Source organism: Sphingomonas sp. JC676, from assembly GCF_014489075.1.
In the GTDB taxonomy this organism is placed as follows: domain Bacteria; phylum Pseudomonadota; class Alphaproteobacteria; order Sphingomonadales; family Sphingomonadaceae; genus Sphingomonas.
In genome coordinates this window covers 538,912-556,899 of record NZ_JACTGR010000002.1, presented here as the reverse complement: position 1 = coordinate 556,899, position 17,988 = coordinate 538,912, and the positions used below count along the sequence as shown (strand labels likewise).

The 17,988-nt window shown below is 65.6% G+C and carries 13 protein-coding genes; 7 read left to right on the top strand and 6 right to left on the bottom strand.

Annotation, left to right across the window (positions count from 1 at the left end):
- Window positions 1-4 precede the first annotated feature (4 nt).
- Window positions 5-598, bottom strand: coding sequence for an alpha-ketoglutarate-dependent dioxygenase AlkB (locus IAG41_RS09415; protein WP_187728350.1), 594 nt, complete (start codon window positions 596-598; stop codon window positions 5-7).
- Between the two features lie 167 nt (window positions 599-765).
- Here IAG41_RS09415 and IAG41_RS09410 point away from each other — a divergent pair, with 167 nt between their 5' ends.
- Window positions 766-1,059 carry an ArsR/SmtB family transcription factor gene (locus tag IAG41_RS09410; protein WP_187728349.1) on the top strand — a complete coding sequence of 98 codons (294 nt, stop codon included), beginning with the start codon at window positions 766-768 and terminating at the stop codon, window positions 1,057-1,059.
- Between the two features lie 387 nt (window positions 1,060-1,446).
- Here the strand turns inward: IAG41_RS09410 and IAG41_RS09405 are convergent, their stop codons facing one another.
- The 3 genes from IAG41_RS09405 to manD form a co-directional block, all read right to left on the bottom strand.
- Window positions 1,447-2,460, bottom strand: a complete 1,014-nt coding sequence (locus IAG41_RS09405) for an AAA family ATPase (RefSeq protein WP_187728348.1) — start codon at window positions 2,458-2,460, stop codon at window positions 1,447-1,449.
- Window positions 2,461-2,548: 88 nt separating this feature from the next.
- Entirely contained in the window at window positions 2,549-3,703 is a 1,155-nt protein-coding gene (locus IAG41_RS09400) for an endo-1,4-beta-xylanase (RefSeq protein WP_187728347.1), read from the bottom strand.
- A gap of 13 nt (window positions 3,704-3,716) precedes the next feature.
- A complete protein-coding gene (manD, locus tag IAG41_RS09395) occupies window positions 3,717-4,928 on the bottom strand; it encodes a D-mannonate dehydratase ManD (protein WP_187728346.1) in 1,212 nt (403 codons plus the stop codon).
- 128 nt (window positions 4,929-5,056) lie between these two features.
- Between manD and IAG41_RS09390 the strand changes: the two genes are divergently transcribed.
- Window positions 5,057-7,213, top strand: coding sequence for an alpha-glucuronidase family glycosyl hydrolase (locus IAG41_RS09390; protein ID WP_222950603.1), 2,157 nt, complete (start codon window positions 5,057-5,059; stop codon window positions 7,211-7,213).
- A gap of 2 nt (window positions 7,214-7,215) precedes the next feature.
- Here IAG41_RS09390 and IAG41_RS09385 read toward each other — a convergent pair whose 3' ends face one another.
- Window positions 7,216-8,229, bottom strand: a complete 1,014-nt coding sequence (locus IAG41_RS09385) for a cupin-like domain-containing protein (protein WP_187728344.1) — start codon at window positions 8,227-8,229, stop codon at window positions 7,216-7,218.
- A gap of 65 nt (window positions 8,230-8,294) precedes the next feature.
- Between IAG41_RS09385 and IAG41_RS09380 the strand changes: the two genes are divergently transcribed.
- The 3 genes from IAG41_RS09380 (at window position 8,295) to IAG41_RS09370 (ending at window position 12,743) form a co-directional block, all read left to right on the top strand.
- On the top strand, window positions 8,295-9,971 hold the full coding sequence (locus tag IAG41_RS09380) for a glycoside hydrolase family 43 protein (RefSeq protein ID WP_187728343.1): 1,677 nt from the start codon (window positions 8,295-8,297) through the stop codon (window positions 9,969-9,971).
- Window positions 9,968-11,788 carry a glycoside hydrolase family 9 protein gene (locus tag IAG41_RS09375; RefSeq protein WP_262408561.1) on the top strand — a complete coding sequence of 607 codons (1,821 nt, stop codon included), beginning with the start codon at window positions 9,968-9,970 and terminating at the stop codon, window positions 11,786-11,788. Before IAG41_RS09380 ends, IAG41_RS09375 begins: the two co-directional genes overlap by 4 nt.
- 100 nt (window positions 11,789-11,888) lie before the next feature.
- Window positions 11,889-12,743 carry a helix-turn-helix transcriptional regulator gene (locus IAG41_RS09370; RefSeq protein ID WP_187728342.1) on the top strand — a complete coding sequence of 285 codons (855 nt, stop codon included), beginning with the start codon at window positions 11,889-11,891 and terminating at the stop codon, window positions 12,741-12,743.
- An 18-nt stretch (window positions 12,744-12,761) separates the two neighbouring features.
- Here IAG41_RS09370 and IAG41_RS09365 read toward each other — a convergent pair whose 3' ends face one another.
- Window positions 12,762-15,173, bottom strand: coding sequence for a glycoside hydrolase family 3 N-terminal domain-containing protein (locus IAG41_RS09365; RefSeq protein WP_187728341.1), 2,412 nt, complete (start codon window positions 15,171-15,173; stop codon window positions 12,762-12,764).
- 237 nt (window positions 15,174-15,410) lie between these two features.
- Here IAG41_RS09365 and IAG41_RS09360 point away from each other — a divergent pair, with 237 nt between their 5' ends.
- Window positions 15,411-16,448: a LacI family DNA-binding transcriptional regulator gene (locus tag IAG41_RS09360; RefSeq protein WP_410468078.1), complete on the top strand. Its 1,038-nt coding sequence runs from the start codon at window positions 15,411-15,413 to the stop codon at window positions 16,446-16,448.
- Between the two features lie 96 nt (window positions 16,449-16,544).
- Entirely contained in the window at window positions 16,545-17,960 is a 1,416-nt protein-coding gene (locus IAG41_RS09355; RefSeq protein WP_187728339.1) for a sugar porter family MFS transporter, read from the top strand.
- Window positions 17,961-17,988: the final 28 nt, after the last annotated feature.

Sequence of the window (17,988 nt, the reverse complement as noted above, 5' to 3'; positions counted from 1 at the left end):
GTAGTCAGGTGCTCGCGGCGAGCTTGTGACCCTTGTCCGAAAGGCTGCGAAAGGTGATCGACCAGCGCGGCACCTCCATCGGCGCGATGCTGTGCTCCCATTCGTGGCGTGCCTCGCCCGAGAGACGGTAGATCGAGCGGGGCGCCAGCGGCGCCGAGAAACGGTCGAACCCGCCTGGCCTGCGCCGGCGCAGCCCCAGCGTCGCGGGATTGCCCAGCGAAATGCCGATCACATGCTCGAACACCGGTCGATCGCGGTGCCAGCCGATGCCCGCGCCGGGATCGTAGCGCGTGAGCAGCAGCTGGACGAGATCGTCAGGTGCGAGTCCGGCAAAGGCGGCCGCGCGCTCGCGCAGCGGCAGCAGCCAGTGCGGAATGGGCGCCGTTTCGCGAAAGCTCGCATCCTCGAAATCATAGCGCCAGCCGAAGCTCGCGGTCAGCCGCTTGCCGAGCCAGCCTTGGAACCGGAAGGGCGCGAGCGGCGCCGACTCGACCCCGGCGATCAGAATCGACTCGTCTTCGGGCGACACGAAATCGTCGCGATATAGGAGGCCGGGCAGGTTGGGTGCGCCGAAAAGGTCAAGGGCAAATGCGGTCATAGGGGGCGCAAACGAGATAGGTGACGGAGCCGGTAAACCAACCCCGCAAACCTTCACGATTGATGAGGCAATAATCTAAATTAACCTCAAAACTCGTTCCGTTTCCGAACGATAGCGTCTTGCAACCATGGCAATCCGCGCATAGCTGTCCGCCCGTGAAGTACGATATGATTACCGAGATCGACCGCGCCTCCGCGTTCCTGAAGGCGCTGTCCGGTCGAAGCCGCTTGTTGCTGTTGTGCCATTTGTGGGACGGCGAGAAGTCTGTGGGCGAGCTTGCGCGCCTCACCGGCTCTCGCGATACCGCCGTATCGCAACAGCTTGCCCTGCTCCGTCGCGAAGGGATGGTCTCGGCTCGCCGTGCGGGCCAGATGATCTTCTATTCGCTGGCCAGTCCGGAGGCGAAGCGCATGCTCGAATCGCTCCACGGCCTGTTCTGTGTGGAAGCCAAAGCGGCCTGATCCCGGGTCGCCATGGATTGGCGACCACTGCGCATTCGACCTCTCTGGTTGAGCATCCGTTCGTCGAGCGATCGGGTGAATGGTGGGGTTCGCGCAAGGCATCGGCTGATGAAGTTGATTCGTAGCGCCTGGTTTCCGGTGGCCGATCCGGCCTGCCACAGAGCGTTGTTCACGCAACCGAGCGGTTTGCAAGAACGATAAGCGGAATCGTGGTTTTTCAATAGCTTCGTGTGTGGTCGGTTGACACGGTTGACACCTGCTATGTCGAAATTCCTTTTTTTTCCGAAAAAGGAAGTTTCCGGGCCTCGACGATGAGAAAGAGCGGCCCCTACGGTCGCCTTTGAAATCCTACATTGCAAGATTGTCGACGCCCGGATGCCATTCGACCTAGCGTCCGACCCGTTCGAGCACGGCACGCGCGGCGGGCACGATCAGGTCGAGCGGGCGATTGGCCCGCATCCGGTGCCAGCTCGAAAGATCGCCGACCGAGCGGCGCGATTGCTCGCGGACGACTTCGACGCTCGCATCGGACGCATCGCTGGCGCGGCCGCGGACGCGCTCGATCCGATCCTGCTCAGGCGCCTCCAGCCAGATGCCGGTGAACGGCACCCGCGCCCGGATCGCCAGCGCCTCGGCAACGTCGCGCTCGCTACGGCTCATGAATACGGCGTCGAGGATCACCGAGCTGCCGCACGCGAGATGATCGTCGGCAGATTCGAACATCGCCTCATAGGTCGCCTCGTCGCTGTGCCGGGTATAGTGCGCGGGCGGCAGCCGGGTTTCCGGCGGGAGCCCGACGAGACGCTTGCGGAAAACGTCCGAACGCAGCACGCGCCCGCCCGGAATCCGCCCGATCCGAGCGCCGAGCAGTCGGGCGAGGGTCGACTTCCCCGTGCCCGAAAGACCGCCGATCACCACCAGTCGGGGCGAGGCGGGCTGCAGCGCCCGCTCGGCCAACGCGACATTGCTCTCGGCACCGGCGCGCAGGGAGAGGAGCAGGGGAAGCAGCGCCCAGCCGGTGGCGCCCTGGGCGTTCACGTCGAGATAGCGGTTGGCCAGGATATTGGCTTCGGTCGGCAGGCCGTCGTGCAGCATCTGCACGATCGGGGCGGCGAGATCGTAGAGCACATCCGCCGGCATGCCGTCATTCAGCTTGCGGATGCGGCCGCCGCGCGCGCGCCGATCGATATCGTCGTTATGCAAAGCGAGTTCGGCGCGCTGGGCAGGGGTGCGCGCGGCATCGATCAGGCGCTGACGGAACGCGGATCCGGAGACCGGCGCCGCTGCGGCATGTCGCACGCCGATCGCGTCCGCGAAGGCATGCAACGCGGCTGCATCCAGCCCGCCCTGTTCGAGCGAAGCTGCGAACGATGATCCCTGTTTCGCGGCCGCCGCCGCCATCACCTTGCTCCCTGCGGCTTGGGCCGCTTGCCGGCCTTAGCCATTGCCCGTCTTATAGCACGGCAATTATGAACCGCAGCCGTATCGATCAGGCGGACCGTGCCGGCGCGTCGCTCAATCGTTTGCCGACGGCGGTGTAGAGCGGTTTGGGTTTGTAGGTCGCGTCATAGGGCGTGCCGCGCTTGAGCGTGCCGTCCGCGCGCGGCTTGAAATGATTCAGCCAGCTATATTTGTCGCACATCCCCCAGAACAGCACGTCGTGGAGCTGTGGATAGGAAAGCATGATCTCCAGATAGGCCGCGCCATAATCGGCGACCATGGCGTCGCGCTGGGCGAGGTCGGTCGGCAGGCCCTTGTCGCTGATGTCCATCTCGGTGACGACGAGCTTGTAGCCCATCGCCACCACGGCATCGAGGAACTCTCGCCACGGCTTTTCCTGCCGTGTCGCCAGCTGGCCCGGCGTGCCCTCGCCGATCAGGCTGATATGCGATTGCACGCCCAGCGCGTCGACGGGCACGTTCCGCTTGCGGAAGCCCTCGAGCAGCTTGAGCACACCGGCGCGGTGGATCTCGTTCCCGGGCTCCCAGCTCATATACTCGTTATAGACGAGCTGCGCGTGCGGCGCCGCGTCGCGGGCGACGTGGAAGGCATGGTCGATCATCGCCTCGGCGCCGCCGAACGCTTTGGTGATCGAGGATTCGCGTAAGCCCGCGGTCTTCTCGTCGACCGCCTCGTTGACCACGTCATAGGCAGTGACGCGCTTCCCGTAGCGGCGGCAGATCGTGGAGATGTGCTCGGTCAGCAGCCGATCGGCTTCCTTGGCGGGATTGGCGCCATAGTCGTAGCTGTTCAGCCAGTCCGGGATATATTGGGTCTTGGCCCAGAACAGGGTGTGACCGCGCATCGCCAGCCGCTTCGATTCCGCCCAGGCGAGCATCGCGTCGAAGCGGGCGAAGTCGAAGACCTTGGGGGAAGGGCGGACGCGCTGCCATTTGAGCTCGTTCTCGGGCACCAGCAGGCCGCAGTCGCGCGTCAGCAGCGCGGCATAGTCGGGATTGGCGAACGATCCCGTGTCGCTGCCGGGCTCGCCCCAGGAGAAGCACGATCCGAAACGCAGGCCGCGCCTGGCGGCCAGCGCATTGAGCCCGGGCGCGGCATTCCCTGCAAAGGCGGGACCGGCGATGCCCGTGGCGGCCAGCGCGGTGGCGGTGGAAAGCAGGTCGCGGCGCGTAAACTCGGTCATGCCTGTACTCCGGTCACCAGTTGAACATCGTTCCGTCTTCGAGCCGCGCAACGGGGAGATAAGCGCGCTTATATTCGTATTTGGCCGCCAGCTTTTCGTCGATCTCGACGCCCAGGCCCGGCTTGTCGCCCGGGTGCATCATGCCGTGCTTGTACGAATAGGCATGGGGGAAAACCGCGTCGGTCAGCTCGGTGTGCGGCATTAGCTCCTGGATGCCGAAATTGGGCACCGACAGGCCGAAGTGGAGCGCCGCCGCCATCGTCACCGGCGACAGGTCGGTGGCGCCGTGGCAACCGGTGCGGATCTGGTAGAGATCGGCGAGCGCGGCGATACGGCGGACATGGGTAAGCCCGCCGGCATGGACGATCGTCGCGCGGACATAGTCGATCAGCTGCTCCTCGATCAGCTGCTTGGCATCCCAGACTGTATTGAAGATCTCGCCGACCGCGAGCGGGACGGTGGTGTGCTGACGGATGATGCGAAACGCGGCCTGGTTCTCGGCCGGGGTCGCGTCCTCGAGCCAGAAGGGGCGGAAGGGCTCGAGATCCTTGCCCAGCCGCCCGGCCTCGATCGGGGTCAGCCGGTGATGGACGTCGTGGAGCAGATGGACGTCCCAGCCCAGCACCTCGCGCGCCTTTTCGAACAAGGGCACGACCGAGCGCATGTACCGCTCGGTCGACCACAGGCTTTCGGTCGGCAGCGACGCGTCGGCCGGCTCATAGCGCTGGCCCGGCTTGGCGACGCCATAGGTGGCCTTGAGTCCGGGCACGCCGGCCTGGAGGCGGACCGCTTTGTAGCCCTGCTCGACATGCGCGATCGCCGCCTCGATCGTTTCCTCGATCGTCGCGCCGTTCGCATGGCCATAGACCATGCAGCCGTCGCGGCTGGCGCCGCCGAGGAGCTGGTAGACGGGAAGACCCGCGACCTTCCCCTTGATGTCCCACAGCGCCATGTCGACCGCACCGATCGACGACATCGTCACCGGACCGCGCCGCCAATAGGCCCCCCGGTAGAGATATTGCCAGATATCCTCGATCCGGTGCGCGTCACGCCCGATCAGGCAGGGAATGACATGATCGGTGAGGTAGCTGGCGACCGCCAGCTCGCGGCCGTTGAGCGTCGCGTCGCCGAGCCCGACGACGCCGTCGCTGGTCTCGATCCGGAGCGTTACAAAGTTTCGGCCCGGGCACGTAATGATGACGCGTGCGGATACGATCTCGGCCATCGGCGCGCCTGTTCCCCCTCCTGGTTTGGCGCACAATTCGGACGTGCGCCATCTGGTAGCGCTACCATGGGCAAGCTGCTACAGCCTTGTCAACGGCAGCGGACGACTGCCCCAGGGAGCGGATGCCGATGTGGCGGATTTTGCTGACTATTTTGTCTGCGTTATTGGTTTTTGGCGTTGCGAATCAAGCATGTGCCGAGGACGGATATCAGCTTTGGCTGCGCTATCAACCGGTCGATTCGGCGCAAAAGATGCGGGTCGAGCCGCTCGTAACCCATTATGTGGGGCCGAGCGGCAACGCCACGATCGACGCTGCGATGGACGAGTTCGCGCGCGGACTGAAGGGCATGATCGGCACTCCGCCGGTGCGCCGCGAAACGGTGATGGGCGATGGCGCCGTCCTCATCACCACCGCCGCCTCGCCGCTGCTCAAAGGCATGGCTCTGCCGTTTGACAAGCTCGGCAAGGAAGGCTTCCTGATCCGCAGCGCGACCGTCTCGGGCCACCGGGTCACGATCATCGCCGGCAATAGCGGCGGCGGCACGCTCTACGGCGTGTTCCGTTTCCTCAAGCTGATCCAGACCGACCAGCCGATCGACCGGCTCGACATCCTGGATGCGCCCAAGCTCCAGGTGCGCGTGCTCGATCACTGGGACAATCTCGATCGCCATGTCGAGCGCGGCTATGCCGGGCAGTCGCTGTGGGACTGGCAGAAACTGCCGCTCTACAAGGACCCGCGCTACACCGATTATGCCCGCGCCAATGCCTCGATCGGCATCAACGGCGTGGTGCCCAACAACGTCAACGGCAAGGCCGAGATCCTGACCGCCGAATGGCTGGAGAAGGTGAAGGCGCTGGACGACCTCTTTCGCCCCTATGGCATCAAGGTGTATCTGAGCGCGCGCTTCTCGGCGCCGATCGAGCTGGGCGGGCTCAAGACCGCCGATCCGCTCGATCCGGTGGTGATCGCCTGGTGGAAGGCCAAGGTCGACGAGATCTATCGCATCATTCCCGATTTCGGCGGCTTCCTGGTCAAGGCCAATTCGGAAGGCCAGCCGGGGCCCGCCGATTACAAGCGCACCCATGCCGATGGCGCAAACATGCTGGCCGATGCGCTCCGGCCCCATGGCGGCATCGTGATGTGGCGGGCGTTCGTCTATTCGGCGGAGAATGCCGAGGACCGGCATAAACAGGCTTTTACCGAGTTCCAGCCGCTCGACGGCAAGTTCCGCGACAATGTCCTCGTCCAGGTCAAGAACGGTGCGATCGACTTCCAGCCGCGCGAGCCTTTCCATCCGCTGTTCGGGGCGATGCCCAGGACACCGCTGATGATGGAATTCCAGATCACCAAGGAATATCTCGGCTTCGCGACGCACCTCGCTTACCTCGGCACGATGTGGGAGGAGGCGCTGGAGGCTGACACCTTCCGCCCCGCCAAGGGCAGCACCGTCGCCGATGTGATCGAGAAGCCGGTCGATGCCGGGGCCGTCACCGGCATGGCGGGCGTCGCCAATATCGGCAGTGACTTCAACTGGACCGGATCGCAGTTCGACCAGGCCAATTGGTACGCGTTCGGCCGCTTCGCCTGGGATCCGCAGTCCAGCGCCGACGACGTGGCGCGCGACTGGGCGCATATGACCTGGAGCAACGATCCGGCGGTGGCGGAGCCGATCGTCCGGATGATGATAGGATCGCGCGAGGCGGTCGTCGATTACATGACGCCGCTGGGGCTCGGCCACCAGATGGCGACCGGTCATCACTACGGGCCGGGCCCATGGGTCTCGGAGCTTGCCCGGCCCGAATGGAACCCGACCTATTATGCCAAGGCGGATGCGAACGGGATCGGCTTCGACCGGACGAAGACGGGCAGCGATGCGCTGGCGCAATATGCGCCGCAGGTCGCGGCCGAATGGGGCGATCTTAAGATCGTGCCCGATCGGCTGCTGCTCTGGTTCCACCACGTGCCGTGGGACTATCGGACCAAATCGGGCCGCACGGTGTGGGACGATCTCGTCACGCAATACGATGCCGGCGTCGATTACGTGAAGAGGATGCAGGCGCAATGGGACCGGCTGAAGGGCAAGATCGACCAGCGCCGCTGGGAGGAAGTCCGCGATTTCCTCGCCATCCAGCGCAAGGAGGCGACGTGGTGGCGCGATGCCTCGATCGCCTATTTCCAGTCGGTCTCGAAGCGTCCGCTGCCCGCGGGCCACGCCGCGCCGCCGCGCGATCTCGATTGGTACAAGGCGATCCGCACGCCCTATGCGCCGGGCAGGGGTGAATAGGATCAGGGACGCTGCAGCCCGCGCGCGACGAACGCCTTCACGTAGCGGCGCAGCCGTGGCGTCGGGGCACCCAGCGCGCCGCGATGCTCGGGCGCGAGGTGCGCGGCGGGTTCTCCGTGGCGCTGGAAAACATAATGATCGAACAGCGCCGACCAGCCCTGGCGGCGCTCGGGCGACAAATGACTGATCGCGAGGATCGCATAGACCATGGCGTCGAAGCGCGCGTCCTGGTCCGGCGAATCCGCCCACCAGAAATTGACGAGCATGTTGAAGGTGGAGAGCGCCTCGACATGATGCCACCAGAGCGCGGGGATATAGATCGCGTCGCCGGGTTCGAGCTCGGCCGTCTGCGCCGCCGCCAGCGCGTCGCGGAAGCGCGGGAAACGATCGAAATCCGGCTCGACGAAATCGACCATGCTCGTCGGCTGACCCGCCATCGTATTGTCGAGCGGGCCGACATAGAGATTGCTCGCCTGGGCGGGCGGGAACAGCGTGAAGCGGCGCCGGCCCGCCGCGACACAGGCGATATTGTCCGAGCTGTCGAAATGCGCGCTGATCACCGATCGATTGCCGATCCATATGCGTCGCATCGCGCCCAATCCCTCGATCAAAGGCAGTGGATTAGCCGCGGCGAAGCCGGGCAGCGCGCGGCTGGTTTCGACCGCGCCGGCATAGATGTGCGGCGCATTGTCCCGCGTTGCGCGTTCGGCGAGGTGGCGCAGCGTCTCGCCGAACTTCCCCTGTTGTCGTTCGAAATTGAAGCCGTGCATGTCGGGGCCGTAGAAGAACCGCCCCTGCATCGCGGGCGCGCCGACAAAGACCTCGGCGCTCGCGCCCCGGTCGAACTGCAGCAGATAATCGCTGGCGGCCTGCGGCGAGATCCCGGCCGCCACCACCAAAGGCCAATCGCGGACCAGCCCGCGGATCACGACCGGCGCATAACCGCCCGCGATTTCGTCGCGGAGCCCGGGTGCGTCGGCGGCAATCTCGGGAAGCGGACTGGGCTGGGGCAGCATCGGGCTCCTGCTGGAGCGTCAAGCTACGCCTCGAGAATTTCCTTTATATTGCTGGAGTGTGGCTGATGATGTTTAGATATTGTCTCCCGCTTCTGCTGCTCGGCGCTGCTCCGGCTTATGCCCAACCCGTCGCGCGGTTCGACTGGTTCGAATATCGCGGCACCGATGCGGTCGATCGCGCATATCCGGCGGCGGCGGGGGAGTATCGCAATCCCATCCTCCAGGGCTTCTATCCCGATCCCAGCGTCACGCGGGTGGGCGACGATTTCTATCTCGTAACTTCGACCTTCAGCTATTTCCCCGGCATCCCGGTCTTCCACAGCCGCGACCTGGTGAACTGGACGCAGATCGGCAACGCGATCGACCGTCCGGACATGCTCGATTTCAAGCAGCTCGGATTGTCGCGCGGCGTGTTCGCACCTTCGATCCAGGCGAAGGACGGCGTCTTCTACATCCTCAACACCTGTGTCGATTGCGGCGGCAATTTCGTCATTACCGCCAAGGACCCGGCCGGGCCCTGGTCCGATCCGGTCTGGCTGACCGACCTCAAAAGCGGGATCGATCCGTCGTTGTTCTTCGACGACGATGGTCGCAGCTGGGTCGTCAACAACGACGTGCCCGAGGGGAAGCCGCAATATGAGGGGCACCGCGCGATCTGGATCCAGCAGTTCGACCCCCAGACGCTCAAGAGCTTCGGGCCGCGCAAGGTGCTGGTCAATGGCGGCGTGGATATCACCAAGAAGCCGATCTGGATCGAGGGGCCGCATATCTTCAAGAAGGATGGCTGGTACTATCTGAGCTGCGCCGAGGGCGGCACCGCCGAGGGGCATAGCCAGGTGATCCTGCGCTCGAAGAGCGTCGACGGGCCCTATCTGCCCAACCCCGGCAATCCGATCCTCACCCAGCGCGATCTGCCGCGAGATCGGCCCAACCCGATCACTTCAGCGGGCCATGCCCAGCTCGTCACCACGCCCGACGGCAAATGGTGGGCGACCTTCCTCGCGGTGCGGCCCTACACAGGCGATTTTTACAATACCGGCCGCGAGACCTTCCTGCTGCCGGTGGAATGGCACGACGGGTGGCCCAGTATCCTGCGGCACGGCCAGGCGATCCCCTATGTCCATGCCCGCCCAGCGCTGCCGCGCCAGCCCGCGCCGCCGGTGCCGACCAGCGGCGCATTCACGGTCCGCGACGAATTCAATGGCACCAGCCTGCCACCCTATTGGATGATGCTGCGAAACCCGCGCGAGCGCTGGTACGCGCTCGATCACGGGAGCCTGGCGCTCACCGCGCGGCCGCAAGGGCTCGGGGACAATGCCAACCCGTCCTTCCTCGCGCGGCGCCAGCAGCATATCGCAGCGTCCGCCGAGACGGTGGTGCGCTTCACCCCCGGGAAGGACGGCGACCGCGCCGGCCTGGTTGCGCTCCAGAGCGACGAATATTGGATGTTCATTGGGGTCGGCATGCGCGGCGGCCAGCGCGTGGTGACGGTCGAGGGCCGCGCCGGGCCTGGCCAGCCCACCGGGGGGAATGTGATGCGGACGATCCCGCTCGGCCGCGACGCCGGCAAGCCGATCTACCTGCGCATCGCCACGTCGGACGGCTTCTACCGGCTCTCCTATCGCACCAACCGGGACAAGCTGAACGAGATCGCCATCGTCGATGGCCAGACGCTGAGCACCAAGACCGCGGGCGGCTTTGTCGGCGCGGTGTTCGGCGTGCTGGCGGAGGCGGGCGAATGATGCGCGCGATCTTCACCGTGGCGGCGTTTGCGCTTGCCATGCCGGCGAGCGCCCAGGAGCGTGCGCCCGCGCTCAACCAGCTCGGCTTCGAGCCCGGCGACCCGAAGGTCGCGATCGTGGCGGTTGCGGGCGATCCCATTGCCTGGACCCTGGTCGATGCCGGCGGCCACACGCTCGCACGGGGCAAGGCGCAACCCTATGGCGACGATCCGGCATCGGGCGAGCCGGTGCAGCGGATCGACTTCAGCGGCTTCCGCACGCCCGGCACAGGCTATCGGATCGCCGTCAATGGTCGATCGAGCGACCCGTTCGAGATCCGCGACGGCATCTATGCCCCGCTGGCGAAGGACGCGCTGGCCTTTTTCTATCACCAGCGCGCCGGGGTGCCGATCGAGGCGCGCTTCGTTGGCGCGAACTGGGCGCGGCCGGCCGGGCATCCGCACGAAATCGCGAAATGCTTTGCCGGTGCCGATCAGCGCGGGCTCCAATGGCCCGGTTGCGACTATGCGCTCGACGTCACTGGCGGCTGGTACGATGCCGGCGACCACGGGAAGTATGTCGTCAATGGCGGCATCAGCCTGTGGACCTTCCTCAATGCCTATGAGCGGCGGCCCGCCGCCTTTCCGGACGGATCGCTGAAGCTGCCCGAGGCCGGCAATCGCGCGAGCGATCTGCTCGACGAAGCGCGCACCGAAATGGAATTCCTGCTCAGGATGCAGGTGCCGGACGGCAAACAGCTGTCGGTCCCGGTCGGGCCTTCCAAGCCGCTCAAGCCGGGCCAGGCGCGCTGGAACGCCGACCCCGCTGATTTCGCGACGATCAATGCCGGCGGCATGGCGCACCAGAAGGTCGCCGACCGGCACTGGACCAAGCTGCCGATGCCGCCGCAGGACGATCCCGAGGAACGGCTGCTCTATCCGCCGACCACCGCCGCGACGCTCAACCTCGCGGCGACCGCCGCCCAGTGCGCACGGCTTTGGCGCGGCGTCGATGATGGTTTCGCCGCCCGGTGCCTCAAGGCCGCGCAGCGCGCTTGGGCGGCCGCCAGGCGCAATCCGGAGGTCTACGCCACCAACAGCTTCGACGGCAGCGGCGGCTATGGCGATAGCGACGTCTCGGACGAATTCTATTGGGCCGCGGCCGAGCTCTATGCGACAACGGGGGAGGGCGCGTACCTCGCCGCGGTCCGCGCCTCGCCGCATTTCACCACAGAGATCCGCGAGCCCGGCTGGCCATCCACCGCGACGCTCGGCACGATCACGCTGGCGACGGTGCCGAACGGATTGCCCGGTGTCGAAGTGAAGCGGCTCCGCGCCGCGATCGTCGCGGCCGCCAATCGCTTCCTCGCCGACGAGGCGGGTAATGGCTATCGCATCCCCTATGTCGCGGCGAACTATCCCTGGGGCTCGAATTCGAGCCTGCTCAACCGTGCGATGTTGCTCGGGCTGGCGTACGACTTCACAAGGGATGCGAAGTATCGCGCGGGAGTGATTGACGCGATCGACTATGTCCTGGGACGCAATCCGATCGGCACCTCGTTCGTCAGCGGTTACGGCACGCGCGCGATGCAGAACCCGCATCACCGTTTCTGGGCGCATTCGATGGATTCGAAGCTTCCAGGGCCGCCGCCGGGCGTGCTCTCCGGCGGCCCCAATTCGACCGCGATGAGCGACGATGTCGCGGCGAAGATGAAGGGCAAGTGCGCCCCCCAGAAATGCTGGGCCGACGATATCCGCGCCTATGCGCTCAACGAGGTTGCGATCAACTGGAATGCGCCGCTCTTCTGGGTGGCGGCGTGGCTGGATAGCCGAACGTAGCATGAAGGCCGGGGGACAAATCCTGCCGCATCACTGCAAAGCTTTGGTTTGCCTTCCGATTTTCCATCCTGTATCTTCCCTTTCAACCAAAAGGGGTCGCATGTCGGATATCCAGCTGGACTACGCCCTGCCGAACCCGGCTGTCGCGAATCATGTCACGCTGTTCTACTGGTTCCGCGCGAACGTGCCGCTGTTCGAAGATGTCGAGCGCGCCGATCATGCCCAGATCCGCTTCCGTCTGACCCCCGGCGGCGCAGAGTACAGCTTCGCCGACGGCAATGTGCAGACCGCCAGCGACGTCCATATCGTCGGCCCGACGACGGGCGCGGTCCATGTCCGGGCGCCGGGGCCGGTCCATGTGTTCGGTGCCGGTATCACCCCACTCGGCTGGGCGGCGCTGGTCGGGAACGACGCTTCGGCGATGGTCAACCGGATCATCAATCTCGAGGATCTGTTCGGTCCCATGATCTATGATGCACTTGCTGAGCTGAAAAGCGCGTCGACTCTCGATGCGCTGGTAGCGTGCGGCGAGGCGATCCTGAGTGGGTTGTTTGGCTCCACCTGCGATCCTGCGCTCGATTTCGTTCAGAGGGTGGATGCCTGGCTGAGCGACGACACCTCGCCCGAGGTAGACGCTCTGACCGAGGCTACCGGCCTTTCGCGCCGCCAGGTCGAGCGCAAGTGCAGGGCGCTCTACGGGGCGCCGCCCAAGGAACTGGCGCGCAAATATCGCGCGCTCCGGGCGGCTGTTTCGCTCGTCGTCGACGGAGCCTCGATCGACGAGGTCGTCAACCGCGGATTTTACGATCAGTCGCATCTGATCCGCGAGATCAAGCAGTTCACGGGTTTCACGCCGGGGCAGATCCAGGCGGAGCCAACCATCCTTGCCCAGCTGACGATCGGGCAGCGCTCCGCGCTCGGCGGCAAGGTCCACCCGCTGATCAGCGACACCTGAGAGCGGTCGTTCCGGCGCTCATTTCACCGTGAGCGTGGTGCTCTTGAGCGTCGCGGAATCAGGCCCGGACGAGATGGTGAACGTTCCCGGCTCGACCACGCGCTTCATCTTGACGTTATAGAGCGCGAGATCCTCGGGTTTGAGCTCGAAGGTCACCGTCTTCTTCTCGCTGGGCTGGAGCGTGACACGCTCGAAGCGCTTCAGCTCGATCACGGGCCGCGTCACCGAAGCCTCGTCGTCATGGACATAGAGCTGGACGACCTGGTCGCCGGCGCGCTTGCCGGTGTTGGTCACGTCGACATTGACCTTCACCGTATCGGCGATGCCGATCGTGCCGGCCGCGAGCACCGGCGCGGCCACGTCGAAGCTGGTGTAGCTCAGTCCGTAGCCGAACGGATAAAGTGGGCTGGTGTCGCCGAACAGATAGCCGCGCCGCGCGGTGGGCTTGTGGTTGTAGAAGATCGGCAGCTGGCCGACATTGCGCGCGATCGACACGGGCAGCTTGCCGCCCGGATTGTAGCGCCCGAAGACTACGTCGGCGAGCGCATTGCCGGTCTGCTCGCCCAGATACCAGCCCTCGATCAGCGCCGGCGCCTTCTCGGCGAGATAATTGACCGAATAGGGGCGGCCGTTGAGCAGGATCACAACCACCGGCTTGCCCAGCGCGAAGATCGCCTTGGCGAGCTCGTCCTGCGGTCCGACCAGGTCGAGGCTCTCGCTGTCGCCGAGATGGCCGTCGGCCCAAGCCTCGCGGCTCAGCGCCTCGTTGCCGCCTAGCACCATGACGATCACGTCGGCGTTCTTGGCGGTTTCGATCGCTTCGGCGCGCAGCTTGTCGTTGGTTTCGGCGGGGGTGAGGACGACATTGTCCTGCGACCAGACATGGCCTTCGGTGATGCGCACGCCCTCGGCATAATCGACCTGGAACTTGCCCTTGCCCTCGGCCTGCATGCCCTCGAGCACGCTGACGACATGGTTGGGGACGTCCGAATAGCCGCCGATCGGCGTATCCTTGGCGTGGGTGCCGATCACCGCCATCCGCTTGATGCCGGCCGCGTCGAGCGGCAGCAGGCCCTGGCCGTTCTTTAGTAGCACGACCGACTCTCGCGCAGCCTGGCGGGCAAGTGCGATCGCGTCAGGCGCGTTGGTCTTCCTCGCCGCGGTCTTGGGATCGGCATAGGGGTTCTCGAACAACCCGCCTTCAAACTTCATGCGAAGAACGCGGCGCACGGCATTGTCGATCTGACCTTCGGTCACCCGGCCTTCACGGACCAGATCGAGCAGGCGGTTATAGCCCTCGCCATCCGGAGTCTCGACATCGACGCCGGCGTCGATCGCGCGCGCGGCGGCGTCCTTGACGTCCTTGTACATCTTGTGGCGCGTCACGAGCTCGCGGATCGCGAAATAGTCGCTCACCACCGCACCCTGGAAACCCCATTCGCCGCGCAGCACGTCGGTCAGCAGCCATTTGTTGGCGTGGCTCGGGATGCCGTCGATCTCGTTGTAGCTGGCCATCACCGACATCACCGGCAGCGTCTTCACCGCCTTTTCGAAGGGCGGGAAGAAATCCTCGCGCAGCGTGCGCTCGCCCAGCGAGGCGGGGCCGACATTGGTGCCGTTCTCGGGCTGGCCATGGCCGGTCATGTGCTTGAGGGTGACGAACACCTTGTCCTTGGCGAGTGGCAGCGTGGTCCCCTGGAAGCCGCGGATCGCGGCGAGGCCCATCTCGCTGACCAGATACGGGTCCTCGCCATAGGTCTCCTCGATCCTGCCCCAGCGCGGATCGCGGGCGACGTCGACCACGGGGGCGAGCACCAGATTGGCGCCACGGGCACGTGCCTCTCGGGCTGCGACCGAGAAGACCTGTTCGAGCAGCTTGGGGTCCCAGGTGCTGGCGAGCGCGATCGATTGCGGGAAGCTGGTTGCGCCCGGCGCGACCAGGCCGTGCAGCGCTTCCTCGTGCATCAGCATCGGGATGCCGAGCCGGGTCTTCTCCACCGACCATTTCTGCGCGGCGTTGATGTAGCGGACAGTTTCTTCCGGGCTGCGGTTGGCGGCATTCGCCACGGCACCGGCGGCGCCATTGGCCTGGGCAGCGACGCCGCGGCGGTCCGACGGGCGCGAGACCATGCCTAGGCCGTTGGGGAAGGCGGCACTCGCCTTGGCGGGGTCGAACTCGCCGGCGGTCGTCTGGATCTTATCCTTATGTTCCCAGATCGCGACGAGCTGCGCGGCCTTTTCCTCCAGCGTCATGCGACGGAGCAGATCGTCGACCCGCGCTTCGACCGGCTGCGAGGCGTCCTTGTAGAGCGGCGTCTGGGCGTTGGCGGGCTTGCCCTGGGCCGATTGCGCCTGCGCGGCGGGCGCGAGGAGCGGGGTGAGCGCCGTGGCGGCAATGGCAAGCGCGGCGATGCGGCGGAAGTTGCGCATGGTCCTCTCCTTTTGGCTCGCGGCGCCCTGCGCCGTCTCGATTTTATTATGGTAGCGCTATCAGCTATAAGGGTCCCGGCGCGGAGCGGTCAACCGGCTCTCCACTCGCCTATCCAATTGCAATCTTGTTAACGTGAACCTATGCCCTCCACAGGAGTGGGAATGAGCAGACCCAGTCGGCGAAGCCGGGGCACAGTTACCGTACAGGACGTGGCGCGCGCCGCGGGCGTGTCAGCCATGACCGTTTCCCGCGTCGTGAACGGCGGCGCAAACGTGCGCGAGACGACCCGGGTCGCGGTGCTCGAGGCGATCGCGAAGCTCAACTATTCGCCCAACAGCGCCGCGCGCAGCCTGGCCGCGGGCGAGGCGACCCAGATCGGGCTGCTCTATTCGAACCCATCAGCCGCCTATCTTTCGCAATTCCTGATCGGCGCATTGGCCGCCGCCCGCCGCGCCGGCTGCCACCTGGTGCTCGAGGCGTGCGAGGGCGAGCGCCCCGACGAACAGGCCGAGGCCACGCGCAGCTTTGCCTCGACCAGCGTCGAAGGCGTGATCCTGCCGCCGCCGCTTTCGGAGGCCGCGCCCGTCCGTGCCGAACTGGAGGCCGCCGGCATTCCCTGGGTCTCGGTCGCGATGGGCCTGCCGCCCGAGCGCAGCCTCAACGTCCGCATCGATGATTTCGGCGCGGCATCGGCGATGACGCGGCATCTGCTCGATCTCGGCCACCGCAACATCGGCTTCATCCGCGGCAACCCGAACCAGACCTCGAGCGCCGAGCGCTATCGCGGCTTCGTCGCCGCGCTGGAAGAGGCAGGGATCGACGTGGCGTCGGTGCCGGTCGAGCAGGGCTATTTCACCTTCCGCTCGGGAATCGTCGCGACCGAGCGACTGCTGGACCGTCCGAACCCGCCGACCGCGATCTTCGCGAGCAATGACGACATGGCCGCCGCGGCAGTGGGCGTGGCGCATCGCCGCGGGCTGCACGTGCCGCAGGATCTGAGCGTCGTCGGCTTCGACGACACCTCGCTCGCGACCACGATCTGGCCCGAACTCACGACGATCCGCCAGCCAATCGCGGCGATGGCCGAGGAGGCGCTGACGCAATTGCTTGCGCGACTGCGCAACGAGCGGGGGTCTTCGGAAGAGCCGACGCTCAAGGAACAGATCCTCGACCATCAGCTGATCGTCCGCGAATCCTCGGGCCCTCCGGGCGAGGCCGCGGCGCGCAAGCCGACGAGCGGACGGGGCCGGGGCGGCAGCCCGAACTGGCGCTGAACCCCAACAGGCAACTTGCTTTTCCGTGGCGGACCCGCCACCGTTACCGCTAACAAGCCCGTCCGTCGCACGGGCACGCAGGGAGAGGACAAGCGGATGAATCAAGTGGGGGAGAGGACGAATTTCGGCCTCATCGGCGCCATTGTCGCGGTCGCGACGATCGGCGGCCTGCTCTTCGGATATGACAGCGGTGCCGTGAACGGCACGCAGCCGGGGCTCAAGGCGGCCTTTGCGCTGGACGATGCCGGGCTGGGCTTCACCGTCGGCTCGCTGCTGATCGGTTGCGTGGTCGGCGCCTCGCTCGCCGGTATCCTCGCCGATGCCATGGGCCGCCGCAACGTGATGCGGCTCGCCGCATTGCTGTTCCTCGGCGGCGCGCTGGTCCAGGGCTTCGCCCACGATCACACCATCTTCGTCATCGCGCGGATCATCGGCGGCATGGCCGTCGGTGCCGCATCGGTGCTCTCGCCCGCTTATATCTCGGAAGTTGCCCCCGCGAGCATTCGCGGCCGGATGACGACGGTGCAGCAGGTGATGATCATCACCGGCCTGACCGCGGCGTTCCTCGTCAATTACTACGTCACGGCCACTGCCGGGGTTTCGACCAACAAGATCTGGCTCGATATCGAGGCCTGGCGCTGGATGTACCTGTTGCAGGCAGTGCCGGCGGTGGTGTTCCTCGTCGCGCTCTTCTTCATCCCGGAGAGCCCGCGCTATCTGGTGTCGAAAGGCCGCAATGATGAGGCGCTCGCAGTGCTCACCAACCTGTCGGGGCCGATCGCCGCGCAGGCCAAGGTTGCAGAAATCAAGGACAGCTTCTCGCACGATCATCGCCCGCGCCTCAGCGATGTGCTGACGCCGTCGGGTGGCCGCGGCTTCCTCGGCATCCGTTCGATCGTCTGGGTCGGCATCATGCTGGCGGTGTTCCAGCAGCTCGTCGGCATCAACGTGATCTTCTATTACGGCGCGACCTTGTGGCAGGCGGCCGGCTTCTCGGAGCAGGATTCGCTGCTGATCAACATCGGTTCGGGTGCGGTCTCGATCGCGGCTTGTTTCGTGACGATCGCGGTGATCGACCGGATCGGTCGCAAGCCGCTGCTGCTGATCGGGTCGGTCGGCATGGCCGTGTCGCTGTTCGCAATGGTCTATGCTTTCAGCCAGGGCGGCTTGGTCGACGGCAAGCTCGTGCTTTCGCCCGACACTGGCATTGTCGCGGTGGTCGCGGCCAACCTCTATGTGATCTTCTTCAACGTCAGCTGGGGCCCGGTGATGTGGGTGATGCTCGGCGAGATGTTCCCGAACCAGATCCGCGGCTCGGCGCTGGCGGTCGCAGGCTTCTTCCAATGGGCCGCGAACTACGCGATCGCGCAGGCGTTCCCGATCATGCTCAGCACGATCGGCCTCGCCGCCAGCTACAGCTTCTATGGCGTTTGCGCCGTGATCAGCTTCTTCCTGGTCGCCAGGTTCATCACCGAGACCAAGGGCAAGGAGCTCGAAGCGATGGAGGGCTGATCCCTTCGGCGCTATAATCCGGGGGCGC